This is a genomic window from Pseudorhodoplanes sp. (genome assembly GCA_032027085.1).
Lineage (GTDB): Bacteria > Pseudomonadota > Alphaproteobacteria > Rhizobiales > Xanthobacteraceae > Pseudorhodoplanes.
Window position 1 is genome coordinate 1,211,198 of the sequence record JAVSMS010000001.1, and the last position, 24,511, is coordinate 1,235,708.

Annotated in this window: 24 protein-coding genes and 1 tRNA gene; 8 read left to right on the top strand and 17 right to left on the bottom strand. The window is 60.1% G+C overall.

Annotated elements, in window-relative coordinates; genetic code table 11:
* The first annotated feature begins 81 nt into the window (after window positions 1–81).
* Window positions 82–1,008: a sulfite exporter TauE/SafE family protein gene (locus tag RO009_05880; GenBank protein ID MDT3684555.1), complete on the top strand. Its 927-nt coding sequence runs from the start codon at window positions 82–84 to the stop codon at window positions 1,006–1,008.
* Window positions 1,005–1,772 (top strand): TIGR02186 family protein, encoded by a 768-nt coding sequence (locus RO009_05885; GenBank protein MDT3684556.1) that lies wholly within the window; start codon window positions 1,005–1,007, stop codon window positions 1,770–1,772. Before RO009_05880 ends, RO009_05885 begins: the two co-directional genes overlap by 4 nt.
* A 2-nt stretch (window positions 1,773–1,774) precedes the next feature.
* Here the strand turns inward: RO009_05885 and pdeM are convergent, their stop codons facing one another.
* The 3 genes from pdeM to RO009_05900 are packed head-to-tail and all read right to left on the bottom strand — an operon-like array spanning window position 1,775 to window position 5,315.
* Complete coding sequence (gene pdeM, locus RO009_05890; protein ID MDT3684557.1) at window positions 1,775–2,443, bottom strand: ligase-associated DNA damage response endonuclease PdeM; 669 nt, start codon at window positions 2,441–2,443, stop codon at window positions 1,775–1,777.
* A 25-nt stretch (window positions 2,444–2,468) separates the two neighbouring features.
* Window positions 2,469–5,036 carry a ligase-associated DNA damage response DEXH box helicase gene (locus RO009_05895; GenBank protein MDT3684558.1) on the bottom strand — a complete coding sequence of 856 codons (2,568 nt, stop codon included), beginning with the start codon at window positions 5,034–5,036 and terminating at the stop codon, window positions 2,469–2,471.
* Window positions 5,037–5,045: 9 nt separating this feature from the next.
* On the bottom strand, window positions 5,046–5,315 hold the full coding sequence (locus tag RO009_05900) for a hypothetical protein (GenBank protein MDT3684559.1): 270 nt from the start codon (window positions 5,313–5,315) through the stop codon (window positions 5,046–5,048).
* Between the two features lie 159 nt (window positions 5,316–5,474).
* On the opposite strand from RO009_05900, the gene RO009_05905 reads away from it, so the two are divergent.
* The 3 genes from RO009_05905 to RO009_05915 are packed head-to-tail and all read left to right on the top strand — an operon-like array spanning window position 5,475 to window position 8,500.
* Window positions 5,475–6,521: a ligase-associated DNA damage response exonuclease gene (locus tag RO009_05905; protein ID MDT3684560.1), complete on the top strand. Its 1,047-nt coding sequence runs from the start codon at window positions 5,475–5,477 to the stop codon at window positions 6,519–6,521.
* Window positions 6,518–8,212 carry a cisplatin damage response ATP-dependent DNA ligase gene (locus RO009_05910; protein MDT3684561.1) on the top strand — a complete coding sequence of 565 codons (1,695 nt, stop codon included), beginning with the start codon at window positions 6,518–6,520 and terminating at the stop codon, window positions 8,210–8,212. Before RO009_05905 ends, RO009_05910 begins: the two co-directional genes overlap by 4 nt.
* A 12-nt stretch (window positions 8,213–8,224) precedes the next feature.
* Entirely contained in the window at window positions 8,225–8,500 is a 276-nt protein-coding gene (locus RO009_05915) for a DUF6460 domain-containing protein (GenBank protein MDT3684562.1), read from the top strand.
* Window positions 8,501–8,504: 4 nt separating this feature from the next.
* Here RO009_05915 and RO009_05920 read toward each other — a convergent pair whose 3' ends face one another.
* On the bottom strand, window positions 8,505–9,599 hold the full coding sequence (locus RO009_05920; GenBank protein ID MDT3684563.1) for a quinone-dependent dihydroorotate dehydrogenase: 1,095 nt from the start codon (window positions 9,597–9,599) through the stop codon (window positions 8,505–8,507).
* A gap of 183 nt (window positions 9,600–9,782) precedes the next feature.
* On the opposite strand from RO009_05920, the gene RO009_05925 reads away from it, so the two are divergent.
* On the top strand, window positions 9,783–10,412 hold the full coding sequence (locus RO009_05925; protein ID MDT3684564.1) for a helix-turn-helix transcriptional regulator: 630 nt from the start codon (window positions 9,783–9,785) through the stop codon (window positions 10,410–10,412).
* A gap of 5 nt (window positions 10,413–10,417) precedes the next feature.
* Here the strand turns inward: RO009_05925 and RO009_05930 are convergent, their stop codons facing one another.
* From RO009_05930 to RO009_05940, 3 genes are read right to left on the bottom strand one after another with little or no spacing between them, the layout of a single operon-like run.
* Window positions 10,418–11,170, bottom strand: a complete 753-nt coding sequence (locus RO009_05930) for a TSUP family transporter (GenBank protein MDT3684565.1) — start codon at window positions 11,168–11,170, stop codon at window positions 10,418–10,420.
* Window positions 11,171–11,188: 18 nt separating this feature from the next.
* Complete coding sequence (locus tag RO009_05935; GenBank protein MDT3684566.1) at window positions 11,189–12,826, bottom strand: lysine--tRNA ligase; 1,638 nt, start codon at window positions 12,824–12,826, stop codon at window positions 11,189–11,191.
* Window positions 12,827–12,885: 59 nt separating this feature from the next.
* Window positions 12,886–13,773 (bottom strand): transporter substrate-binding domain-containing protein, encoded by an 888-nt coding sequence (locus RO009_05940; GenBank protein MDT3684567.1) that lies wholly within the window; start codon window positions 13,771–13,773, stop codon window positions 12,886–12,888.
* A 92-nt stretch (window positions 13,774–13,865) separates the two neighbouring features.
* Between RO009_05940 and RO009_05945 the strand changes: the two genes are divergently transcribed.
* Window positions 13,866–15,809, top strand: a complete 1,944-nt coding sequence (locus RO009_05945) for a glycosyltransferase (GenBank protein MDT3684568.1) — start codon at window positions 13,866–13,868, stop codon at window positions 15,807–15,809.
* 30 nt (window positions 15,810–15,839) lie between these two features.
* Here the strand turns inward: RO009_05945 and RO009_05950 are convergent, their stop codons facing one another.
* The 7 genes from RO009_05950 to RO009_05980 all read right to left on the bottom strand — a co-directional run bounded on the left by RO009_05950 (window position 15,840) and on the right by RO009_05980 (window position 20,832).
* Window positions 15,840–16,439: an SCO family protein gene (locus tag RO009_05950; GenBank protein MDT3684569.1), complete on the bottom strand. Its 600-nt coding sequence runs from the start codon at window positions 16,437–16,439 to the stop codon at window positions 15,840–15,842.
* Window positions 16,440–16,461: 22 nt separating this feature from the next.
* Window positions 16,462–16,587 (bottom strand): hypothetical protein, encoded by a 126-nt coding sequence (locus RO009_05955; GenBank protein MDT3684570.1) that lies wholly within the window; start codon window positions 16,585–16,587, stop codon window positions 16,462–16,464.
* Window positions 16,588–16,733: 146 nt separating this feature from the next.
* Window positions 16,734–16,808: transfer RNA gene (locus tag RO009_05960), tRNA-Gly, on the bottom strand.
* Window positions 16,809–16,856: 48 nt separating this feature from the next.
* A complete protein-coding gene (locus RO009_05965) occupies window positions 16,857–17,963 on the bottom strand; it encodes a 2'-deoxycytidine 5'-triphosphate deaminase (protein ID MDT3684571.1) in 1,107 nt (368 codons plus the stop codon).
* 129 nt (window positions 17,964–18,092) lie between these two features.
* Window positions 18,093–18,902, bottom strand: a complete 810-nt coding sequence (locus tag RO009_05970; GenBank protein MDT3684572.1) for an SGNH/GDSL hydrolase family protein — start codon at window positions 18,900–18,902, stop codon at window positions 18,093–18,095.
* Window positions 18,902–19,672, bottom strand: coding sequence for a GDSL-type esterase/lipase family protein (locus tag RO009_05975; protein MDT3684573.1), 771 nt, complete (start codon window positions 19,670–19,672; stop codon window positions 18,902–18,904). The genes RO009_05970 and RO009_05975 overlap by 1 nt, the downstream gene beginning before the upstream one ends.
* Window positions 19,669–20,832 carry an OpgC domain-containing protein gene (locus tag RO009_05980; GenBank protein ID MDT3684574.1) on the bottom strand — a complete coding sequence of 388 codons (1,164 nt, stop codon included), beginning with the start codon at window positions 20,830–20,832 and terminating at the stop codon, window positions 19,669–19,671. The genes RO009_05975 and RO009_05980 overlap by 4 nt, the downstream gene beginning before the upstream one ends.
* Window positions 20,833–20,958: 126 nt before the next feature.
* Between RO009_05980 and apaG the strand changes: the two genes are divergently transcribed.
* Window positions 20,959–21,348, top strand: a complete 390-nt coding sequence (apaG, locus tag RO009_05985; protein MDT3684575.1) for a Co2+/Mg2+ efflux protein ApaG — start codon at window positions 20,959–20,961, stop codon at window positions 21,346–21,348.
* Here apaG and RO009_05990 read toward each other — a convergent pair.
* From RO009_05990 to RO009_06000, 3 genes are read right to left on the bottom strand one after another with little or no spacing between them, the layout of a single operon-like run.
* Window positions 21,341–22,357, bottom strand: coding sequence for an Hsp33 family molecular chaperone (locus RO009_05990; GenBank protein MDT3684576.1), 1,017 nt, complete (start codon window positions 22,355–22,357; stop codon window positions 21,341–21,343). The genes apaG and RO009_05990 overlap by 8 nt on opposite strands.
* Entirely contained in the window at window positions 22,357–23,283 is a 927-nt protein-coding gene (gene argF / locus RO009_05995; protein ID MDT3684577.1) for an ornithine carbamoyltransferase, read from the bottom strand. Before argF ends, RO009_05990 begins: the two co-directional genes overlap by 1 nt.
* Complete coding sequence (locus tag RO009_06000; protein ID MDT3684578.1) at window positions 23,280–24,485, bottom strand: aspartate aminotransferase family protein; 1,206 nt, start codon at window positions 24,483–24,485, stop codon at window positions 23,280–23,282. The genes argF and RO009_06000 overlap by 4 nt, the downstream gene beginning before the upstream one ends.
* Between the last annotated feature and the right edge of the window lie 26 nt (window positions 24,486–24,511).

The window sequence follows — 24,511 nt, forward strand, 5'->3', positions numbered from 1 at the left end:
CGCAGCGCAGGATGACCGCGCGCCGTAAGTCTGCCGCTTTGCGTTGGATGTTTTTAACGCTCTCAACCGGCTGGCCCGTCCGTGCAGATTTATCTTCCGATCGCCGATCTGCCCGTTAACATTTTTCTCATCCTGGCGATGGGCCTTGCGGTCGGATTTATCTCCGGCATGTTTGGCATCGGCGGCGGATTCCTGATGACGCCGCTCCTGATCTTCATCGGCATTTCGCCGGCGGTTTCGGTCGCAACGGTGTCGAGCCATATCGCGGCTTCATCGGCCTCAGGCGCAATCAGCTATTGGCGAAAAAATGCGGTTGACCTGCCGCTGGCGGTCATGCTGCTCGCGGGCGGTATTGTCGGCACGGCGCTCGGCGTCTGGCTGTTCACCTGGCTGCGATCCGCCGATTTGCTCGATCTGCTGATCGCGCTGGCCTACGTCATCCTGCTTGGCGCGGTCGGCGGATTGATGATCGTCGAGGCGATCCGCGCCATTGCACGAACGTATCAGGGCAAGCCTGTGGTCCTCCGCCGCCCCGGCAGCCACACGTGGATCCACGGCCTGCCATTCAAAATCCGGTTCAAGCGTTCGAAAATCTACGTCTCGGCCATTCCGGTCTGGATCATCGGCCTCATCATCGGTTTCATCGGGGCCATCATGGGCATCGGTGGCGCGTTTCTCCTTGTCCCAATGCTGATCTACTTCCTGCGGGTGCCGACCGCGACCGTCATCGGAACATCGACGATGCTGACGCTGGTGACGATGGGATCGGCGACCATCATGCATGCCACCACCAATCATCTCGTGGACGTCATGCTGGCGCTGATCCTGATGGTCGGCGGCGTCACCGGCGCGCAGTTCGGCGCACGGGCCGGCCTGCTCATGAAACCGGAACGGTTGCGGCTGCTGCTCGGACTTCTGGTGCTGAGCGTCGGCCTGCGCTTCGCGATCGATCTGCTGGCGCAGCCCAACGAGCTGTTCTCCATCCGCGTCGTGGACGGCAGCACATGACCCGCGCGTTTGCCATTGCCGCTCTGGCCGCCGTCATGGTGAGCGCATCCGGCATCGCCTTCGCGGAACGGCTGATCTCGTCATTGAGCAGCCATCAGGTTCTGGTGTCGTCCAGTTTTGCGGGAGCGGAGCTCGTGTTGTTCGGCTCGGTCGAACGCGACGCCGCGACCGTGCCGCGGCGCAGCGGATATAATCTTGTCGTGACGGTTATCGGACCACGCCAGACTCTCGTGACCCGCCGGAAGGACCGAATTTTTGGCATCTGGGCCAATGCCCAATCCCGCACCTTCGTCGGCGCGCCGTCTTATCTCGCGGTACTCAGCAACAGGCCGCTGGATGAGATCGCAAGCCTCGGCGTTCAACAGCGGCTCGACATCGGCATGGACAATGTGCCGCTGCCACAGACGGCAGCGATGCAACCGACTGACTTGCTGTTTCGTGATGCGCTAATCCGCCTGAAAAAGGAACGCGGGCTTTATATCGAGGAGCCCAACAGCGTAACATTCCTTACGCCCAATCTGTTCCGCGCCAGCATCCGGCTGCCGGCGGAAGCGCCGGTCGGCAGCTACGAGGTTGAGGTCAAATTGTTCGCAGATGGCACGAATATCGCGCGCACGGCGTCCGCCCTGGAGGTGGTCAAGGTCGGCGTTGAGCAATTCGTGGCCAATGCCGCGCGCGACTACGGCTTCATCTATGGAGTTTGCACCGCATTGATGGCGCTGCTCACCGGCTGGTTCGCCTCGATTGTCTTCCGGCGCGATTAGCCTTAATCGGGAATACAGCGCACGGCCGACACTGCATACAGGCGCGTCGTGCCAAGCATGTGCGCCACGAAATCGGCCCCGGCAAAAACCGTCCGGAACGCGCTGTGGCGTATATTCAGCCCGCCGGTGAACGCGCCGAATGCCGGCATCACCATGCGCCAGTTGTTTCTCGCGAAGCACTTGCGGCTGACCATTCGGCCGCGCGTGAGCACTCGGGCGACGGGATGAAGATGACCGGCAATGACAGCCTCTTCGCTATGCGCCGACGGCTCATGCCGGAAAGCAATGTTGCCAATCCTGATCTGATCGCAGAAGCGCCCGCCGATGCCGACGGCAGGATCGGGATCATGGTTACCTGCGATCCATATCCAGTCGCGCCCGCGCTGCAGCGCCAGCAACGTCCGCCGGTCATCCTCAATCAGGCGACCGGCGCCGTCGCCGTCATGAAAATTATCGCCCAGACAAACAACAACGCGCGGATCGTAACGCACGATCACCTGCTGGAGCTTAGCCAAAGTCGCGCGGGTATCATAAGGAGGCAGAAATTGACCGTGACGTGCGAAGCTCGATCCTTTTTCAAAATGCAGATCGGCAACGCACAGCAACCTCTGCTCGGGCCAGTACAGCGCACCGGACAGGTCGGCGCATAAGGACGCGCCGGCGAGTTCCATATTCTCGCCCTTCAGCGGGATCGTCCTATTTGCCGCCGTTCCGGCCACGCATCGCCTCCTTCACCAGATCGTCCGCCGCCTCAGCCAACAAGGCATCTGAGGCTTCGCCATAAACAGATTCACGGCCGATTTCCAGCATGACCGGCACTGCCAGCGGCGAGACCTGCTCTAGCGATTTATGGACGATTCGTCCCTTGACGCGCGACAGCATCTCGCCAAGCCGCTTGATGTCGAGCAGGCCGGTTGCGGCGTCGGCCCAGGCGGCGCGGAGCAAGATGTGATCCGGCTGATGCTTGCGCAGAACGTCGTAGACAAGGTCGGTGGAAATCGTGACCTGCCGCCGCGTTTTCTCCTTTCCGGGAAATCGCCGCTCGATCAATCCCGCAATCACAGCGCATTGCCGGAAGCTGCGTTTCATCAAGGGAGTTTCCGCCATCCAAGCCTCAAGATCGTCACCCAGCATGTCTTCAGCGAACAAGGCCGCGAGCGAAAGCTCGCCACGCACGGCCGCATGGCCAATATCGCCGAGACCCCAGACCGCAAGTGCGTATTCATTGGCGACAAAGCCGAGCGGGCGCATCCGCGCGCGCTCGAGGCGACGCGTCAGCAGCATGCCCAGCGTCTGATGGGCGAGCCGCCCCTCGAAAGGATAACAGACCAGATAATGTTTGTTGCTGCGCGGGAAGGTCTCAACCAGAAGATCGTTGGCGCCGGGCAGAACCGATTTCCATTTCTGGACGTCCAGCCATTCGTGCACGGGCTCAGGGAGTTCATCCCATTGCCTTGGATCCGCCAGCAGAGCCCGCACGCGTGCGGCAAGATATGTCGAGAGCGGGAATTTCCCGCCAGCGTAAGATGGCACCTTCGGATCGGAGGCATTGCTCCGAGAAACATAGATTTCGTTTTCGACCATCGCCTCATAGCACAGGATTTCACCGGCAAAGACGAAGGTGTCGCCGGCGCTGAGCATTTCCGCGAAAGATTCCTCTACTTCGCCCAAAACCCGGCCGCCGCGGAGAATGGCCCCGGACTGGCCTTCGCCCTTGAAGCGAGACTGCACCAACCGCACTTTTAACATCGGCGATTCGACAATCGTGCCGACATTCATCCGGTATTGCTGCGCGAAGCGAGGATGCGTCACCCGCCAGCGACCTGATTTGTCCTGCCTGATCTTCGCGTAGCGTTCATAGGCCTTGAGGGCGTAGCCGCCGGTCGCAACCAAATCGACGGCAGCATCGAAGTCTGCGCGCGCCAGTCCGGTATAGGGAAGAGCGCTTCGGACTTCGGCGAACAGACTATCGGCATCAAAAGGCTCGCCGCAAGCCGTGCCGAGGATATGCTGCGCCAGCACGTCGAGCGCGCCGCTGCGCAAGGGCGGCGTATCCTGCGCGTGTTCGGCGACAGCATCGATCGCCGCCCGGCATTCCAGGACTTCAAACCGATTGGCTGGAACCAGAATTCCCCGCGAGGGCTCGTCCAGCCTGTGATTGGCGCGCCCGATGCGTTGCAGGAGGCGGGAGGAGCCCTTTGGAGCTCCCACATTGATCACGAGATCGACGTCGCCCCAATCAACGCCGAGATCGAGAGAGGACGTGCAGACAACCGCGCGCAACCGGCCGCGGACCATCGCTTCCTCGACCTTGCGGCGCTGCGCGACGTCGAGGGAGCCGTGATGCAGAGCGATCCCGAGGCTGTCCTCGTTGAGGTCCCACAATTCGCGAAAGATCATTTCCGCCTGACTGCGGGTGTTCACGAAGATCAGCGTCGTCTTGTGTTGCCTGATCAGATTGTAGATGGCCGGATAGGCGTGGCGCGCCGTGTGGCCGGCCCAGGGGACATATTCGCCGGGCCGCAGCATGGTCACGTGCGGTTCGGCGCCGCCGGCGGCAACGACGAGTTCGGCAAAGGCGGCTCCGCCAGCGGGTTGCGGCATCAGGTAGCGGCAAAGTTCCTGCGGATCGGCAACCGTCGCTGACAAGCCGATGGTTTGCAGACTGGGGTCGAGACTGAACAAGCGCGCAAGGCCGAGCGATAGAAGATCGCCGCGTTTCGAAATCACCAGCGAATGCAACTCATCGAGAATAACGCGCTTCAGGGTGCCGAAGAGAAACGGCGCATCGGCTGAAGCGAGAAGCAATGCAAGTTGCTCCGGGGTCGTGAGCAGAATGTCGGGCGGATCGCGGCGCTGCCGCGTCCGTTTGGAAACGGGCGTATCGCCGGTCCGCGTTTCGATGCGGATCGGCAGTCCCATCTCCGCGACCGGCGCTTCAAGATTGCGCGCAATATCGACAGCAAGCGCCTTGAGCGGGGAAATATAGAGCGTGTGCAGGCCATCGGCACGGCGGACATTGCGGCCGGCCGAGACAAGCCTTTCGCTTTTCGCACCGCGCTCATGCAATTCCACAAGTGTCGGCAGAAAGCCCGCCAGTGTCTTGCCGCCGCCGGTCGGCGCGATCAGCAACACAGACGCGCCCGCGCGGCTGCGTTTCAATAATTCGAGCTGATGCGTGCGCGCCTGCCAGCCGCGGCTGGCAAACCAGCGACTGAATACGTCAGGCAGTTCGGATGCGGAAGGAATGGTGTCGACGGCCACGGCAGCAGATTAGGACCGCGACCGTGGCAGGGTCGAGGCCGCAACGATGAGAAGTCCGGGAGCGGTAAGGCCATTCTCCGCTCTGATGGAGGCAGGCTCGATATGGAGGAGATCGAGGCCGCCGGCGGCTAAAGCGGATCGCACATGCGCCTCGCCATGCGCGTAGCGCAGTTTCTCACTGAGGATCACGCCACTGCCGTTATGCGTTTCGACAGTGAAGGCGTCCAATCGCGACCAGGCTGAAGCATAGCGGGCCGCGATCTCCGGCGCCTGCCGCATCAGATCGACCGCGCCAGGGTCGTCCTTGGCCTCGCAGTCGCGCGCCCATTCAAACGGCGGTCGGCGATCAGGCCGCTGGACGAGTGGGATCGGGGTAACAGCATTCGCAATTGGCCTCAGACATCTCGCGAAGCGGGGTTTATGGCATATCTGAGAGCGATGCGCGCGAAAGACCTTTTGCTGCCGACACCTGCTGGCGTGTGCTGCAAACACGGCGGCTTTCATATCGACCCAACGCGGCCGGTCGACAAGGCCCTGATCACGCATGCCCATTCGGATCACGCCCGCTCTGGCCACGGCGCCGTCCTGGCGACGCAGGAGACACTGGACATCATGCGGCTGCGTTACGGGCCGCACTTCGCCGGGTCCACACAAGCCATTCGCTATGGCGAGCCGATCAAGCTGAACGGCATCACCGCCACCTTTCATCCGGCCGGGCATGTTCTAGGCTCCGCCCAGATCGCTGTCGAAGCCGGGAGCCTGCGCGTCGTGGCGTCGGGCGACTACAAGGATGTCGCCGATCCAACCTGCCTCCCGTTCGAACTTGTGCCTTGCGATGTTTTCATCACAGAAGCGACGTTTGGCCTGCCCGTGTTCCGCCACGGCAATCCCGATGACGAAATCGCAAGGCTGCTGCGTTCGGTGGCACTGTTTCCGGAACGCGCGCATCTCGTCGGCGCCTATTCGCTCGGCAAGGGGCAGCGGGTGATCGCCCTTATCCGCAAGGCCGGATATGACAGACCGATCTATTTGCACGGGGCAATGGACGGCATCACCCGCTACTATCAGAGTCGCGGGATTGATCTTGGCGATTTGCTTCCCTTGCGTGACAAGAAAAAGGCCGAGCTCGCGGGCAGCATCACGCTCTGCCCGCCGTCGGCTCTGAAAGATCTCTGGTCCCGCCGCTTCCCGGATCCGCTCGCCTGCTATGCCTCCGGATGGATGCGGGTGCGCGCCCGCGCGCGGCAAAGCCAGGTCGAATTGCCGCTGGTCATTTCCGATCACGCTGACTGGGATGCGTTGCGCATGACCATAAAAGCCACCGGCGCAGGCGAGATCTGGGTGACGCACGGGCAGGAAGATGCACTGGTGTATTGGTGCCAGACTCAAGGGTTGAAGGCGCGCCCGCTCGACATCGTCGGCTACGGCGACGAGGACGAAACCGACGGCGTATCGGATGCCGGGCAATCAGGACATCCGGCATGAACCGCTTTGCCGAATTGCTGGACCGCCTGACCTATGAACCGGCGCGTAACAACAAGCTGCGCCTGATCACCGATTATTTTGCGAAGACGCCCGATCCCGATCGCGGTTATGCACTCGCCGCACTGACCGGTGCCCTGTCGTTCCAGCACGCCAAGCCGAATGTCATCCGCACATTGATCGCGGAACGTACCGACCCGGTTCTCTTCGCCCTGTCGCGCGATTTTGTCGGCGATACTGCAGAGACCGTCGCGTTGATGTGGCCCAGCCCCGAAGGGCAAAAGCCGGATCACGTTCCCAGCCTCCCGGAGGTCGTCGTTACCCTCGCCACGTCAGGCAAGGCACAATTGCCGGCACAGCTCGCGCGCTGGCTGGACGCGCTGGACGAAACCGGGCGATGGGCACTGCTCAAGCTGGTGATGGGAGCATTGCGCATCGGCGTGTCCGCACGTCTCGCCAAGACTGCGGCAGCCGCCTTGGGCAACAAGGATGTCACCGATATCGAGTTGATGTGGCCGAATCTGGCGTCGCCCTATCTCGATTTGTTCGCATGGCTCGAGGATCGCGGCGAGAAGCCCGCGACACTCGACCCCGCGCCCTTTCGTCCGGCAATGCTCGCGCATGCCATCGAGGAGGCGGATTTTGAGAAGCTGGGCGCCTCGGACTTCATCGCCGAATGGAAATGGGACGGCATCCGGGTGCAGGCCTCTGCCGGTATCGACGAGAAAGGCCATCACGTTGCGCGCATGTATTCGCGCACCGGCGAAGAAATTTCCAAAAGCTTCCCCGACCTCCTGAAATCACTGAACTTCAACGGCTCGATCGACGGCGAACTCCTGATCCTGCGCGATGGGCGCGTGCAATCCTTCAATGTTCTACAGCAACGTCTCAATCGCAAATCGGTCACGCCCAAATTGCTCGCAGAATTTCCCGCTCATCTGCGGACGTACGATCTTCTGACCGAGGAAGGCGATGATTTACGGGATATGCCGTTTTCTGAGAGGCGAAAGCGACTGGAATCCTTCGTACAACGCCTCGACGATCCACGCATCGATATCTCCCCGCTCGTGCCGTTCAAGACCTGGGATGAATTGGCGATGGCGCGCGCCGATCCGGCCAGCGCCGGCGCCGGGGAAGATGCAACCGCCGTTGAGGGCATCATGCTGAAACGGCACGATGCGCCGTATGTGCCGGGACGACCGAAAGGACTGTGGTGGAAATGGAAGCGCGATCCGTTCACGGTCGACGCCGTGCTTCTGTATGCACAGCGCGGCAGCGGGAAGCGGTCGTCCTATTATTCCGATTATACCTTCGGAGTCTGGACCAATGGTGAAGCTGGCGACGAACTGGTCCCGGTCGGCAAAGCTTACTTTGGATTCACCGATGAGGAGTTGCTCAAAATTGACCGCTTCGTTCGCCGCAATACCACCGAGCGTTTCGGGCCAGTGCGCGAAGTGATACATGAAAAAGAAAAAGGCCTGGTGCTCGAAGTAGCGTTTGAGGGCCTGCAGCGTTCAACGCGACACAAATCAGGCCTTGCGATGCGCTTTCCCCGGATCAGCCGGCTGCGCTGGGACAAGCCGCCGCGCGAGGCCGATCGGCTGGAGACGCTGGAAAAGATGCTGGAGGGCATTGAAAGCGGGCGAACTAGCCCTTTAATAGCTCCTGCGCGGGCTCGAACCGTGGCGGATTGAGGATTTGCATCGATGTCGAATGAAGCTGTGAATCGATTTTTTGGCGGCTCCCCGCTCGCAGTCATTTTCCGCCTCGTGCTTCTGTCCATCCTGATCGGCTTCGTGCTCCACGCCTTCGGGTTCAATCCGTACAACATCATCGAAAGCATTCGCAGCCTCATCGAGGCGCTGTGGAATATGGGCTTCGACGCCATTCACTTGCTCTGGCGCTATTTCGTGCTCGGCGCGATTATCGTGATCCCGATCTGGCTGATTGTGCGCGCTATGAACGCACCGCGCGGACGTTGAGCGATCAGACCGGCCAAGTATCCGCGGTCATGTCGGCCGCATCTTGACCGACGAGATCTGCAAGCGAGGCGTGGCGACCGCTCTCGATCGCCTTCAAAAGCTCGCGCTTGATGTCGCCGAGAAGCGCAAGCCCGTGAAAGACCAGGCCGGTATAAAGCTGCACCAGACTGGCGCCGGCGTTGATCTTGGCGACGGCGGCCTTGCCTGAATCAATGCCGCCCACGCCGATCAGCGGAAAAGCGCCTTCCACGCGCACATAGGTCTCTGCCAGCAAACGCGTGGAAAGCGCGAAAAGCGGCCGCCCGGACAATCCTCCCTGCTCAATAGCCTTTTGCCGCTCCCGCAGGCTCGGCGGTCGGCTCAGCGTGGTGTTACCGACAATCATGCCGTCCATGCCGCGGCGACGGGCGATGCCGACAATGTCGTCAAGGTCGGCCAGCGCAACGTCGGGGGCGATCTTGAGCAAAACCGGAATGGCTCCGTGACGCTGCTGTGCGCGCTGCCGTGCCTCGGTGATCCGCGCCAGCAGGTCGTCCAGGCTCTTGGCCTGCTGCAGATCGCGCAGGCCCGGCGTGTTGGGCGAGGACACGTTGACGGTGATGTAGTCGGCCACCGGTGCGAAGGCTTCGATCAGCCGGACATAGTCGGCGACCCGATCCGGAGAATCACGATTGGCGCCGACATTCACCCCGACGATGCCGCGGCCCTTTGTACGTCCGGCGAGCCGCGCCGACACCGCGACTTCCCCTTCGTTGTTGAAACCGAGCCGGTTGATGACCGCTTCATCGGCATCCAGCCGAAAAATACGCGGACGGGGATTTCCAGCCTGCGGGCGGGGGGTGACCGTTCCCACCTCCACAAACCCAAAGCCGAGCCGCAACAACAGACCGGGCACCTCGGCATTCTTGTCGAAGCCCGGCGCCACCCCGACGGGATTGGGAAAATTCAGCCCAAAGACGCTGATGGCGAGTTTCGGATCGTCTGGCGCGGTCCGGGGCATGGGCATCAGCCTGAGGCCCCGCAATGCCAGCCTGTGGGCATCTTCGGGGTCCAGCGCCCTCAGAATTGGCCTGGCAAAACGGTCAAAAAGGCCAATCACAGCGCCGACTCCGGTTCACAGGGGTGCGGGACCCTATCGGTGGCCCCCGCCCCTTTCAAGAAAATGCGACCTCAAATCCACTGGACAGACTCGGCGGAAGGCACTAATTCCTAGTAGGATGATAGTCATAGTTGCACGCCCTTTGCCCGGGGCGTCGGCCGGAGACCGCACATGAGCCGCGCTATGCTGACCCACTCCCAGATCTGGACCGCCATCGACCGACTTGCGGAGCGTGCCGGCCTTTCCCCGTCCGGCCTCGCCAAGAAAGCCGGACTTGACCCCACGACATATAACAAATCCAAGCGGATCACGCCGGACGGGCGGCCGCGCTGGCCATCAACCGAATCGGTCGCCAAGTCGCTCGCTGCAACCGGCACCAGCGTTGAAACATTCATCACCTTGATCAGCGAAAAGCCACGTCCCATGACACAGGGCATCCCTGTCATCGGCTTCGCAGAAGCTGGTAGCGGGGGTTATTTCGACGACGGCGGCTTTCCGGTCGGGAAGGGGTGGGATGAGATCTCCTTCCCGGGCATCAATGATGAGCACGCCTATGGCCTGGAAATTTCCGGAGATTCGATGCTGCCGGCTTACCGCAAGGGTGACATCATCGTTGTGTCGCCCGCGGCGCCGATACGCAAAGGTGATCGAGTCGTGGTCAAGACCAAGAAAGGCGAAGTGCTGGTCAAACAACTAGCGCGCAAGACCGCAAAACAGATCGAACTGCAGTCGTTGAACACAAGCCATCCTGATCGCACGCTGCCGATGAGCGACGTGCTCTGGGTTGCCCGCGTCATGTGGGCGAGCCAGTAACTGCGCTACGGCTGATAAACTAGCCAGGCGCCACGCGCGAGATAGACGACGCTAATTGCAAGAATAATCCAGCGCGTCCATTGCCGGAATCCGACATCCGTCAGCCGTTCGAGCACGAATGGCGCGAGTGAGGTGCCGGCAACGGCCAGCAGAATTGCCGACGTATGTGCCCAAAGCGGCACCACGTCCATGTGCCCTGCGAGTGAGCCGAAGTAAATCAGGCGCAGAAGGTGCGCGAAGGTCTGCGTGACCGCCTTGGTTGCGACCGTGGTCTTGCGGTCAAGCAGGCTCTTCTGAAAGAAAATTTCCAGAAATTGCCCGCCGACACCGGCAATGAGCTGAACAAGCGTGGTCAGCACACCCGTAATGAAAGGAACGCCTCGCCATTCGATATTGGGGCGGGCGGAGGCCGGCAGCAATTCGATGACGAACGGCATCACGCCGAGCGCGAGATAAACCATCGCCTTGTCGGGTACGAACGCGATTGCGCGCATGGCGAGAAAGGCCAGAAAGGCACCTGCAACATACAGCCAGAAAATCCGCCAGAGCGCGTATCGGCGCCATAAAATCGCACGCCAGCCGTTGGCGGCCAACTGAATGGTCGAAAACAGCACCATGCCGGTGACGACGTCAAAGAACAGCAGCAGCACGCCAAGCAGAATCATTCCGCCCGCCATGCCGAAAACGCCGGAAATGAATGAAGTACCGACGATCGTGCCCGCGATGATCACCAGTGATCCCAGCGTCAGCGAGCCCATGCAACCAAGTCCCTGCCGTCAGGCCGAGCGGGCCAATGCTCCGTCGATCATGTCGACCGTATTCTGGACGCCGTAGGCCGCGACGAATGAACCGAAGCGCGGCCCTTTCTCCTGCCCCAGCAAGACCTGATAGAGCATGTTGAACCACTCAAGCGACACGCCCGGTCGCCCGTCCTTGCTCTTGACCTTGCCGGTCTTGTCGAGGAATGGCTCGCGGCGGCCGACTTCATAGACCACATCCTGGATTTCCTCGGGCGTTGCACTCGCCGGCAATTGCGAGAGCGCGTCGCGCAAACCGGTCAAGGCCGCCCGCTCCTGCTCGGTCGGCTCGCGGAATCTCTTCGTCGGAAGGACGAAATCGCGATAGTAATGAATCGCATATTCGACGAGGTCATTCAGCTTCGGATGCGTTTGTGGCGTCACACCCGGCCGGTAGCGGCCAATAAAGCCCCACAATGTGTCTGCGTTTTCCGCGTTCGAAGACGACACCAGCGCGAGCAACATCGCAAAGGAGAGCGGCATCTCGATCTGCGGCGGACGCCCGGAATGGATGTGCCATACCGGATTTGACAGTTGCTGCTTTGGGTCCTGCCGCCGATAGCCTTCCAGAAGCTGCTGATATTCGTCGACGTGCCGCGGGATCACGTCGAAATACAACCGCTTGGCTGCTTTCGGCTCCCGATACATGAATAGCGAAAGTGATTCAGGGCTGGCATAGCGCAACCATTCGTCGATGGTCAGGCCGTTGCCCTTCGACTTGGAAATCTTCTGACCCTTCTCGTCGAGGAAGAGTTCGTAATTGAAGCCTTCCGGCGGCGTGCCGCCGATAGCGCGGCAGATTTCGCCCGACAACTTCACCGAATCGATGAGGTCTTTGCCCGCCATTTCGTAGTCGACGCCGAGCGCATACCAGCGCATCGCCCAGTCCGGCTTCCATTGCAGTTTGCAGCGGCCGCCGGTGACCGGCGTGGTGACCTGCTCTTTCGTCTCTGGATCCTCATAAGTGATCGTGCCCGCCTTTGCATCATGGGCGAGCACCGGCACCTGTAAGACAATTCCGGTGCGGGGAGAAATCGGGAGGAAGGGCGAATAAGTCTGCGCCCGCTCTTCGCGCAAGGACGGCAGCATGATCGCCATGACCTTGTCGAAATGCGCCAGCACGCGCAGCAAGGCCTCATCAAAACGACCGGACGTATAGCAAGCCGTCGACGACAAAAATTCGTACTCGAAACCGAATGTGTCGAGAAAGGCACGCAGCCGCGCATTATTGTGCTCACCGAAACTCGGATGCGTGCCGAAGGGATCGGGCACTCTGGTCAAGGGCTTGCCGAGATGCTCGGCCACCATGTCCTTGTTCGGAATATTGTCCGGGACCTTCCGCAGACCATCCATGTCGTCGGAGAAAGCGATCAGCCGCGTCTTGATCCTGTCGTCTGTCAGGACACGGAAGGCATGGCGCACCATGGTCGTGCGCGCCACCTCGCCAAAAGTGCCGATATGCGGCAGGCCGGAGGGGCCGTAGCCGGTGGAGAAAATTACCTCGTCCTTGGGTTTCTTCTTCAGGCGCGCGACGATCAAGCGCGCCTGTTCAAACGGCCAAGCGCCGGATTGCTCGGCAAGTTCGCGCAGATTTGGAGCGGTTTCGGTCACAGACATGCTTTTCTCCGGGGCGGGGACCTTTAAGCAACCGCACCGGGCGGCGTCAAATCTGCGGGTCAGAACGGGCTGACAGGGAAATAACGCAGCCAAAGGTCGGTAAAGCGGCCTTTTTCCCAAAGCCGAAACAAGGCCCAATTGAACGCCTGACGCAATGTGTCGTTGCCGCGCTTGACGGCGATACCGACACCTTCGCCAAAATACCGGCTTTCAAAAAAAGGACCGCCGGCGAACGCGCAGCATCCTCCGGATTCCGTGCCGTTCAACCAGAACGACAACGAAATCCCGTCGCCAAAAACATAATCAACCTGATTGCGCTTCAGCGCCTCCCGCGCCGTCTCAGCGCTCGGATAGGGGACCGCCTGCGCTTCGGTGAACAGCGTCTTGAGATAGGCTTCATGCGCGCTGCCGGCGACGACGGCGATTTTCTTGCCCTCGACCAGTTCTGGCCTCAGTTCCCCCTGCGCCACGGCGCGCTGGGCGGCAAACCGCGCCGGTACGCGATAATAGGGATCGCTGAAGTCGAGCAGCTTACGGGAGGCTTCCGTCACCGCGATCGAGGCGATCACCGCCTCGCCCCGATTTTCATTGAGCGCGGGAATGAGCGTGTCGAAGCGGCGCATCTGGATGGTGCATGTGACCCTCAATTCCTCGCAAATCATCCGGGCCAGGTCGACATTTAAGCCTGCGGGATGACCGTCAGGCCCTGCATAGTTGAAGGGCGGATAATCCACTTCCGTCAGAAAGCGAATCTGCGTCACGCGGGACAGGTCAGGCCGCTCCGGCCGCCGGCGAGGATCCCAAAAGCCAGGAACAGGCAAGGCCTCCGACGTCTGCGCGTGGGCGGTTACCACACCCGAGATTTGTATAAATCCGAAGCTTACCGCCCCAAAAACAACCGCAGAAATATGGCGGCTGACTATGCAACCAAAGGTAGTTGTGAGCATAATGGTCTATAAAATTTCGGCAGCCAGCGCCCTCGGCCAACTTATAAACCAACCGAGCCGGCGTAGCATTGGTTTCACGTCGGAGGGGGCATGTGAGGGATCATCCTCACATTGGGGCGACTTCGCGCCAGTATGCCGGGCCGCAGACTTCGTCTGCGAATGCCGAGAGGCCGCTCTTTTCGCCGCGCTGGCCGCAACGCGAACGGCAAGCTCGCCGGAAGCTCATATCCTGCCCGGAAATTGATTGCGTCCGCCATCTGATTGGGCCGGGCGATATCGCCGCCGCAGAATTGCGCGCCATTGAGATCGGCACCGGCGCCGACCGCGTCTTGGTCGCGCAAGGCGCGATATCGGACGAGCGATATACGAGGGAGTTGGCGTTCTCGCTGGGCACCGGATACGACCGTCTTCTGAACATTCCACGCAATGCCTGCCTCGCCAGCGATCTCAACCTGATTGAATCGGTCAAGACCGGCGTCCTGCATCTGGAGACGGGGCAAGGCCGTGTGATGGTGATCGCACCCCGCGACATTATCGCTCGCCAACTGGTCAAGGTGTTACGGCAAAATCCGGACCTGCGTGAGAATGTTTGGCTGACCACATCTCGACACTTGTTCGAGTTTGTCAGCAGACATGCGGCCGCAGCGCTTGCTCGAAAGGCAATCGTCGAACTGAGAACGACACGACCGGAATCTTCCGCAAGACTGTCCCGTTCCGATCTGACATGTCTGCCTGTCATCGTCGGCCTTGCTGCTGTTGTCGCATTCATGACTGGACCGGCAGTGATCGCGCTCGCTGTCGCTATTGCGCTTGCCTTGGTGTTCTTCGGTTGGACGGCTCTACGCTTCGCAAGCATGCTGATCCCGGCATTCCAGTCGAGAAGACCGAATGCAATCGCGGACAGCGAATTGCCGGTCTATTCCATCATCATCGCCCTGTATCATGAAGCGGCGACCGTCGAAGGATTGGTCGAGGCGCTCAAGGCATTCGATTATCCTGAAGAAAAGCTCGATATCATTTTCGTCGTCGAGCCGGACGATTCCGAAACGCGATTGGCGCTTGCCAAACTCAAGCTCGATCCAGTTTTCACGATCATAACGGCACCGAAGGACGGTCCGCGTACAAAGCCAAAAGCGCTCAATGCCGCCCTGCCCTTTGCGCGCGGCAGTTACGTGGCCGTATTCGACGCCGAAGACAGGCCGGATGCAGATCAACTAAAAAAGGCGCTGCAGGCCTTCCTCGACGGCGGTCCCAAACTGGCTTGCGTGCAAGCGCGGCTGACCATCGATAATTTCGATCAAAACTGGTTTACAGGCTTGTTCGCCGCCGAATATGCTGGCCTGTTTGACGTGTTTCTGCCCGGCATCGCAACCTGGCGATTGCCCTTACCGCTTGGCGGCTCGTCCAATCACTTTCGGATGTCGATTCTTCGTGAGGCGGGCGCTTGGGACCCGTACAACGTGACGGAAGATGCCGATCTGGGAATGCGGCTGGCGCGCTTTGGATTTCATACAGCCGTGATCAACTCCACGACCTATGAGGAGGCACCTTCCCGCCTCATGCCATGGCTCATGCAACGGACGCGATGGTTCAAGGGTTGGATGCAGACATGGCTGGTTCACATGCGACATCCGCTGCGGTTGTGGCGGGATCTCGGACCATCGGGCTTTCTCGCGTTTCACTTGATCATTGGTGGAGCGCTTTTGACGGCCATGGCGCACGGCGTGTTCGTCGTCGCTTTGGGATGGCAAGTCGCCATGGGCTGGCTGTGGGTGGACAAATCAAGCGCGACGGAATTTCTTTTTGTAGGTTTTCATTGGACAACACTCATCGCAGGCTATGCAGTCTCGGGTACACTCGGCCTCCTCGGACTCGCACGCCGGCGCATGATGTCATGCGCGAGCTCGCTCTGGTTGATGCCGCTTTACTGGCTGTTGTTGTCGCTTGCCGCCTGGAGGGCTTTGTTCGATTTGATCCTTGAACCCTATACGTGGGACAAGACCGAACACGCTCTCACAAGACACGTCGCACAGTAAATCGCAATCCCGACCGGGCTGCAAAGACCGCTAAAGATACTTGCGTAGATCCGCAGCGGCCTCTTCCGGCTTGCGCTTCATGTTGAAGGGAGCGACGAAGCGGCCATCCTTGTTCATCAGATAGACCAAAGCGGTGTGATCCATCGTATAGCCGCCGCCATCCAGCGGCACCTTCTTGGAATAGACCCGGTACGCTTTTTCCATGGCCGCGATAGCCTCGCTGGTCCCTGTCAGTCCACGCAAGCGCGGATGGAAACTCGACAAGTAATCCTTCAGCTTGTCTGCCGTGTCCCGTTCCGGGTCGACGGTCACGAATAGTGCATTCACCCGCTCCGCATCGCCGCCAAGCTTGCCCAGTATCTCGGACACTTCGAACAACGTCGTCGGGCAGATATCCGGACAATGCGTGAACCCGAAGAATACGAGGAAGGGCTTGCCCTTCATATCCGTGTCCGTGACGGTTTGCCCATTGTGATCGACCAGGCGGAAAGGGCCGCCGACTGCGGACGGCGCGGGCGCCTGAACCGCCGGACCCTTGCCGGCAACGAAAAAGATGGCGGCCGAAAATATGACAAGGCCCGCCACAAAGGCGGTCAGAACAAGTAGAACATGGGATGTACGGGAGGTCATGCGAAGGATTGGTTTCGGCAGATCAGAAGCAGGCAGCAAACCCGGCCAGCAGCATTTCGTAAAAGACCGCACTGCCGTAATGGGCCCACAACGCGACCGTTGCGGCCAGCACCACACCAGCCGCGCCGGCTGCGATCATCGCAGCCATAGGCAATCGGCGCGAAGCGATTTGTAACGTTGGCCTTGATGCTGCCTCCGGCATGACGCTCCTGCGACCTGGCGTGATTGGACGGCGCCAGTGGCCTTCAGATAGGTCGGAAATGGTTCATCGGCAACCCGCCCGCCCGTTGGAGCTGGAGCGGGCGATGGGAATCGAACCCACGACATACAGCTTGGGAAGCTGTCGTTCTACCACTGAACTACGCCCGCGCAGGCACAGGATAGCCACGCTGCCGGCCAGGCGGCAAGTGCGAGCGCTCAGGCCCGGAAATGCTTGGAAAGCTTGAGCCCCTGCGCTTGGTAGTTCGAACCGATCCCCTGACCATAGAGCTTTGCTGGGCGCGCCATCATGGTCTCATAAACGAGTCGGCCAACGATCTGGCCATGTTCCAGGATGAAAGGTACTTCACGCGATCGCACCTCGAGCACAGCGCGCGACCCGCGCCCCCCGGCGCCAGCATAACCAAAGCCAGGATCGAAAAATCCAGCATAATGAACACGGAATTCACCAACCAAAGGATCAAAGGGCACCATCTCGGATGCATAGTCGGGAGGGACTTGCACCGCCTCCTTTGATGCCAGGATGTAAAACTCGTCCGGATCGAGGATCAGACTGCGATCGGGTCTGACCGCCATCGGTTCCCAGAAATCCAGCACGTCGTATCCATTGCGGCGGTCGACGTCGATTAATCCGGTATGGCGCTTGGCACGATAGCCAATCAGCCGGTCTGGGCCGAGGCCGGATAGATCGACCCCGACCGCCACGCCCTCGCTGACGTCCGCGTCGTCCCGGTCGACCAGCCTTTCTCGCGCATGCAAATCGCGTAAATCAGCCGCGTTGAGCAGCGGCTGCCCATGCCGAAAACGTATCTGCGAGAGGCGCGACCCTTGCCGCACCAGAACGGGAAAGGTGCGCGGGCTGATCTCCGCATAGAGCGGACCATGATAGCCAGCCTCGACACGATCGAACCCGCGCGCGTGATCCGCGATGACACGCGTGAAGACATCAAGCCGCCCAGTGGAGCTTTTTGGATTGGCCGACGCGGAAATCCCCGCAGGCAAATTCAGGCTTTCCTGCAACGGCACGATATAGACACATCCCGTTTCAAGCACGGCGCCCTCGCGCAAATCGATTTCGTGCAGCTTGAGTTGCGCGATGCGATCCTCGACCTTCGCCTGCGGGCCCGGCAGGAAGCTGGCGCGAACACGGTAAGCTGTCTTGCCCAGCCGCAAATCAAGGCTGGCTGGCTGGATTTGGTCGTCGGCGAAGGGCGCTGAAGACTGGATGCCGCCCGCGCCTGCGAGCGCAGCGACCATATGGTCTGGCAAAATACCGTCGGCACCGGAGGAGAAATCGAGGGGCAAGGTCGTGGTCCCGAAGAGTTCAACAGCCTGTAAACCACCCGGGCCATGGCGGGAAGGCAATCCGGCCGCTGAACACCACTTATCTGTGATTATCGCGGAACAGCAGGGATGAGCCTACATAAGAACCCTTCACCGCGCGGTGGCGCTTGCAGTCAGGCTGGAACGGGTCGCCGCTTCCGCAATTGCGCTGGCCAGCAGCTTGGCGATGCAGCCATAGCTCCAGTCGTTCATGTGCAGTTCGTCCTCCGAGATAAATACCTCGAACGGAATGCGCGAAACCTGCCGCCAATGCCGCATCACCGCGAAGCGGCGGAACAGATCGACGTTCTGCGATTTGGCGGCATGCGCCAGCAAATCCACCATCGTGGCGACATCCGCTTTCGCGAGAACCATCGGGGCGAACTGAGGGTCGATCAGAATGACATCGGTGCCCGCGGCCTTCAGCCGGTTCAATCCTTCGTAGATCAAGCGGCCGGCCGGTGCGATTGGATCGTCACGCAACACTGAATTGGTGCCGACCTGCCAGAGCACGAGGTCAGGATTTTCCGCAATCACCTCTTTCTCAAAGCGGCCCAGCATTCCTCGCGCCTCGTCGCCATTCACACCGCGATTCACGACGACAATGGATTGACGCGGAAACATGCCCCTCAACTCGGTGGCCAGACGACTCGGATAAGTATTTGCATCCGAGCTTGCACCTGCGCCCGCGGTCGAGGATGAGCCGATGGCGACGATCTTCAGCGCCTCGCCAGCCGCGAGCCGCTTTCCGGTCCGCGGCAAAGGATGCGCCAGCCGTGTGACATCCTGCGGCGCGTTGCATTCAAATTGCGGCCGTACGGATTTGCCGGCTTCTTCGGCGCTGGCCGGCCCGGCCATCGCCGCAGCGGCCCACGCAATTCCCGCCATGAATATGAGATGAAAGAAGCGAAGCGAGTGCATCACTGGGTCGGATTGAGCTTCGTGCGATCGAGATCGGCGGCTTCAACAATCAGCGACGCCAGGGCGCGGCCAATGCAGTCATGAACCTTTTGCGCCATCGCGCTGTCCCGGGTGCCGGTATTGAGATCGAAATTGCCGTTGTCGTTCCAGTAACGCATGATTTCGAGGCGATCGAAAAGTGGGATTTCCCGGTCGCGCGCGACAACCCGCATCGTATCCGCATAGGCGCCCGACTGGATCATCGATTCCGTGCGTGGACTGTATTGCATGTTCATCAGAACGGCATCCGCGCCCGCTTCATGAATGGCATCGATGCCCTCATCCAGCGTGTCACGGAATGCGTCCGGATCCACCCCGCGTATGGCATCCACAGTACCCGTTTGCCATACTACGAGATCGGGTTTCTGGTCGAGCAGCATTTTTTCGAGGTTCCCTACCATCTCTGCAGCTTTTTGACGGGGTTTGGCCGCCGTCACCACATTAACCGTGATATCCGGGAACCGCCGCCGCAGCACTTCCTCAAGATGGGCAGGATAGGCCTTTGCCCCGCCGCCGGATAAGGCCGAGGAACCCGTTCCTAGCACAAGGATGTTTAGTTGGCGTCGCTCCTTGACCGCCTTACTTACCTCTTCCAGCTTCGCGTCACCCAACAGCATGTAACCGGGCACTTCGCAGGGATCCGCCTGCGCGGCCGATATGACGGAATCTTGCGCCACGCCCGGCGCGGCAGCAAACAGCGCGAAAAACAAGCCCAGTATGAGCTTTCTCATGCCTCGCCTCCTGCGAGGTCCGCGTCCGGCGTTTTCGGCCGGGCTGCCCCTTTGCGGCCCGTCGAGGTCTTGTACCACGACAAGAGCCATGCAACCGCAACCATAATAAGAATACCTAACGCGCTGACCGCAATTTGCATCGCGATCCCGCCCGAAATCTCAACCTTGGCGAAATGCGCGGCGAAGGCGAGAAACACGCCAAGGCAGAAAATTTCCAGCGAATGCTGCCCGCACAGAATGGCGGGCCGCAACCATTTCAATTTGAGGGCTGGCCAGTTTCGGGGAACGAAGTGAACCGTAACCGCCGCCAACGCCAGGAAATGCGCAAACCGCAAGACGTCGAGATTCGTCTTATCAATCGGGTAGATGTATTCGGCGAGCCATTTCGGCACCAGCGGGGCCAATCTGGGAAAATGCCATGTCAGCGTGATGCAAAACGCAAAGACCAGATACGCGATGGCAATGATGATCGTCACGCGTGATCTTAGCAGTCCCTTCAGCCGCTCCGCGCCTCCCACGCCGCACCACGCGCCGAACACAAACAGCAACTGCCAGGCGAACGGATTGAAGAACCAGACGCCCGCGGGATAGGCCGGCAAATTCCAGCCGAACTCCCAGGTCGCGACATAGAGCGCAACAGAAGCAGCAAGCGCCACCGTCGCGTTGCGCAGCAGCAACCACAGCACCGGCGCGAAAAAGACCATCAACACGATGTAGAGCGGCAATACATCCATGTTGACCGGCTTGAACCGAAGCAGCAGCGCTTGAAAGATGGTCACATCGGGCTGCTGCAGGAAATCCAGCACTCCCATTTCTTCGGCATAAAGAGGATTCTGGAAGCTGCGCGCCACATAGGCGATCTGCGCCAGATAGATGGCGAACAGAAAAATATGGGCAACATAGATTTGCCAGGCGCGCTTCAGGATGCGCGCACCGGACACGACGAACCCATAATCGCGCATGGCGCGGCCATATACGAAGGCAGCGGTGAATCCCGAAATAAAAATGAAAATTTCAGTAGCGTCGCTGAAACCGTAGTTTCGTATCGTAACCCAGGCGACGATATTAGACGGGATATGATCGAGATAGATCAGCCATAGTGCAATGCCACGAAACAGATCGAGACGCAGATCGCGGTCCGTCGGCATTGTGGGAGCCATTGCTTTGATTTCCGGCCTATGATCCGGTCAGATTTGCCGACCGGATCAGCCGTTGCAAGCGTCGAGATGAGCCTGTTCAATAGTATCGTTTTCAATATATCGTTGTGCAATGATACAGGTTCCGACATGTACCGCGCCGTGACCCGGAACATTGAAGTCACCGTCTTGCCGCGATTCCTTCCCGAGCGATCGGCGCCGGACAAGGGTCACTTCTTCTGGGCCTACACGATCGCCATCACCAATCTTGGCCGGGATGCCGTGCAGCTAATGACCCGTTATTGGCAGATCACCGACGCACAGGGGCGCGTGCAGGAAGTCCGCGGCGCCGGTGTTGTCGGAGAGCAGCCGGTACTGGAGCCCGGAGAATCATTTGAATATACGAGCGGAGTTCCGCTGCCGACACCGTCCGGTTTCATGACCGGCAGCTACGGCATGGTGACCGGAAAAGGCGAACGTTTCGATATCGACATACCTGCCTTTTCGCTGGATTCCACGCCAAGCCGCACAATCAATTGACCGGCCCCGCGCCATCTTCCCGCACGTCTTCGGGATCGAAAGTGTAGGTCTGGCTGCAGAATTCGCAGGTCACCGCGATCTTGTCATTCTCGACCATGTGGTCGCGATCATCCTGCGAGAAGCTTCGTAGCATCGCTTCCACGCTGTCGCGCGAGCAGGAACATTGCGCGACCACGGTTGCATTCTTGAACACACGGACACCGCGTTCGTGGAACAGCCGGTAAACCAGCTCTTCCGTCGAGAGAACGGGGTCAATCAGTTCAATATCCGCAACGGTCTCAACCAGCGAACGGCCTTCCACCCAGGCGTCGTCCTCTACGATCACGTGTTTTTCCATTCCCTCGGGAGCATCGCCCGGATCGAGATCGGCCACGCGCATGCGCTCCGACGCTTTCGGAAGGAATTGCACCATGATCCCGCCGGCGCGCCAGCGGTGTTTAAGACTGTCACTTTGGTCGCTACGGAATTCTTCCGCCACGGCGAGCCGGACGCGCGTCGGTATCTGTTCCGAGCGGCGAAAATATTCATGGGCCGCTTCTTCAAGGCCCTCGCCTTCCAACGCCACAACTCCCTGGTAACGGCTCATATCGCCGCCTTGGTCGACGGTCATGGCAAGATGGCCAAAGCCTAGCAACTCTGCGGAAGATGTCTTCTTCTCCGCGATGGCCGAAGCGACGCGGCTTTTGTCAAAGCGCGCGCAAGCGCGCACCTTGCCGCCGGTCGCGTAGTCGACGACAAGCATCCGCACCGGACCGTCAGTCTGGGTCTGCAGAATGAAGCGGCCATCGAATTTCAGGGCCGATCCGAACAATGCGGCAAGCGCAATGGCTTCGCCAAGAAGGCTGGCGACGGGCGCGGGATAGTCATGGCGAGACAGGATCTCATCCACCGCCGGGCCGAGCCGGACCGCCCGGCCGCGCAAATCCAGCGCCGCCACTTCGAATGGCAGGATCGTGTCGTCAGCGGACTGGGTCGCCGGCGTTCTGGTCGGAATCTCTATGTTTTTCATCACATGGTCGCATTCAGGCACCAAGTAAGGATGCCCTTCTGCGCATGCAAGCGGTTCTCCGCCTCGTCGAACACCACCGATTGACGGCCGTCCATCACCTCGTCCGTGACTTCCTCGCCGCGATGGGCCGGCAGACAATGCATGAAAATCGCATCCGGCCGGGCCTTGGTCATCAATTTGGCATTCACCTGATAACGGCTGAGCAGATTGTGGCGATTAGCCTGGGACTGCTCATCGCCCATCGAGACCCATGTGTCGGTGACTACGCAATCGGCGTCTTTGACCGCCCGTTCCGGATCTTCGCCGATTTCGATAGCCGCGCCGGAACTCTTCATCCAGTCCAGCAGCCATTTTTTCGGTTTCAGTTCCGGCGGAGAGGCGACCTTGAGCAGGAATTCGAAACGTTCCGCGGCGTGCATCCAGGATGCCAGCACGTTGTTGGCGTCGCCGGTCCAAGCGACGGTCCGCCCGCGGATTGGCCCCCGGTGTTCCTCGAATGTCATCACGTCAGCCATGACTTGGCAGGGATGCGACCGCTTGGTCAGACCATTGATCACCGGGACCGACGCGTATTTTGCAAGTTCATCGACAATATTGTGATCGAGCGTGCGGATCATGATGACATCGACGTAACGCGACATCACCCGCGCCGTATCGGCGATGGTCTCGCCACGGCCGAGTTGCATTTCCTGTCCGGTCAATACGATGGCTTCGCCACCCAGTTGCCGCATGGCCACATCGAACGACACCCGCGTGCGCGTCGACGGCTTGTCAAAGATCATCGCCAGGGTTTGTCCGGCGAGCGGCCGTACATTCGTGCCGGATTGCCGCGCTGTCTTCATCGCCCTCGCCTGTTCGATCATCCCGCGGAGCTCGTCAGAGGGAATATCGATCAGATCCAGAAAATGACGCACGCTGCCGCTCATGCCACGGCATCCTTCTTGAGAGATGATTGTGCCTGGGCAAGCCGCGCACAGGCACGGTCGATCATGCCGATGGCCTCCGTGACTTCAGCCTCGCCGGCGATGAGTGGTGGCAGCAAACGCACGACATTATCACCTGCCGCGACAGTCAGAAGCTTCTCAGCGCGCAGTCCATTCACCAGATCGCCTTGCGGCACGACTGCTCGCAAACCGATCAGCAGGCCTTCGCCGCGCACTTCCGAGATCACTGTCGGGTAACGATCCTTGAGTTCAGCAAGTCGTTGTTTAAACAGGATGGAGATCTTGCGCACGTTTTCCAGAAAGCCGTCACTGAGCACAACGTCGAGCACTGCATTGCCGACGGACATGGCCAGAGGATTGCCTCCGAATGTGGAGCCGTGCGTACCGACGGTCATTCCTTTTGCAGCTTCCGCTGTCGCAAGGCAGGCGCCTATCGGAAAGCCGCCACCCAGCGCCTTTGCAAGCGCCATGATATCCGGCGTGATTCCGCTGCGCTGATAGGCGAACAACTCGCCGGTACGACCGACGCCGGTTTGCACTTCGTCAAGAACGAGCAAGAGTCCCTGCTCGTCGCAGACCTGCCGCAGGGCCTTGAGGAATTGTGGCGGCACGACACGAACGCCGCCCTCGCCCTGCACCGGTTCAATCAGAATGGCCGCCGTATTGTCGTTGATCGATTTCTTGACCAACTCGATGTCGCCGAACGGCAATTGATCGAAGCCTTCGGCCACCGGTCCGAAGCCTTCGAGATATTTCTTCTGTCCGCCGGCGGCGAGCGTGGCCAACGTGCGGCCGTGGAAAGCCCCCTCGAAGGTAATGATCCGGAACCGTTCCGGATGGCCATTCACCGCATGGAATTTGCGCGCCGTCTTGATCGCGCATTCCATGGCTTCCGCCCCGGAATTTGCGAAGAAGACCGTGTCGGCAAAGCTGTTTTGGCAGAGCCGCGCGGCAAGCCGCTCGGCTTCCGGAATCCGAAAGAGATTGGAGACATGCCAGAGCTTTTGCCCCTGTTCGGTCAGCGCAGCCACCAATTTGGGGTGTGCATGGCCGAGCACGTTGACCGCCACACCACAGGCAAAGTCCAGATAGTGCTCGCCGTTGGTCGTGATCAGCCAGGCGCCCTCGCCCCGCTCGAAAGCAAGATCAGCACGCGCATAGGTCGGTAGAAGGTGTGAGCTCACGGCAGCGCGTCCCAAAGGTCCGGCAA

Coding starts and splice junctions, on each gene's coding strand:
- RO009_05885 (MDT3684556.1), top strand. CDS start 1,005: ATGACCCGCGCGTTTGCCATTGCCGCTCTGGCCGCCGTCATGGTGAGC.
- pdeM (MDT3684557.1), bottom strand. CDS start 2,443: ATGGAACTCGCCGGCGCGTCCTTATGCGCCGACCTGTCCGGTGCGCTG.
- RO009_05900 (MDT3684559.1), bottom strand. CDS start 5,315: ATGCGGCAGGCGCCGGAGATCGCGGCCCGCTATGCTTCAGCCTGGTCG.
- RO009_05905 (MDT3684560.1), top strand. CDS start 5,475: ATGCGCGCGAAAGACCTTTTGCTGCCGACACCTGCTGGCGTGTGCTGC.
- RO009_05910 (MDT3684561.1), top strand. CDS start 6,518: ATGAACCGCTTTGCCGAATTGCTGGACCGCCTGACCTATGAACCGGCG.
- RO009_05915 (MDT3684562.1), top strand. CDS start 8,225: ATGTCGAATGAAGCTGTGAATCGATTTTTTGGCGGCTCCCCGCTCGCA.
- RO009_05925 (MDT3684564.1), top strand. CDS start 9,783: ATGCTGACCCACTCCCAGATCTGGACCGCCATCGACCGACTTGCGGAG.
- RO009_05930 (MDT3684565.1), bottom strand. CDS start 11,170: ATGGGCTCGCTGACGCTGGGATCACTGGTGATCATCGCGGGCACGATC.
- RO009_05935 (MDT3684566.1), bottom strand. CDS start 12,826: ATGTCTGTGACCGAAACCGCTCCAAATCTGCGCGAACTTGCCGAGCAA.
- RO009_05940 (MDT3684567.1), bottom strand. CDS start 13,773: ATGCTCACAACTACCTTTGGTTGCATAGTCAGCCGCCATATTTCTGCG.
- RO009_05950 (MDT3684569.1), bottom strand. CDS start 16,439: ATGACCTCCCGTACATCCCATGTTCTACTTGTTCTGACCGCCTTTGTG.
- RO009_05955 (MDT3684570.1), bottom strand. CDS start 16,587: ATGGCTGCGATGATCGCAGCCGGCGCGGCTGGTGTGGTGCTGGCCGCA.
- RO009_05970 (MDT3684572.1), bottom strand. CDS start 18,902: ATGCACTCGCTTCGCTTCTTTCATCTCATATTCATGGCGGGAATTGCG.
- RO009_05975 (MDT3684573.1), bottom strand. CDS start 19,672: ATGAGAAAGCTCATACTGGGCTTGTTTTTCGCGCTGTTTGCTGCCGCG.
- RO009_05980 (MDT3684574.1), bottom strand. CDS start 20,832: ATGGCTCCCACAATGCCGACGGACCGCGATCTGCGTCTCGATCTGTTT.
- apaG (MDT3684575.1), top strand. CDS start 20,959: ATGTACCGCGCCGTGACCCGGAACATTGAAGTCACCGTCTTGCCGCGA.
- RO009_05990 (MDT3684576.1), bottom strand. CDS start 22,357: ATGAAAAACATAGAGATTCCGACCAGAACGCCGGCGACCCAGTCCGCT.
- argF (MDT3684577.1), bottom strand. CDS start 23,283: ATGAGCGGCAGCGTGCGTCATTTTCTGGATCTGATCGATATTCCCTCT.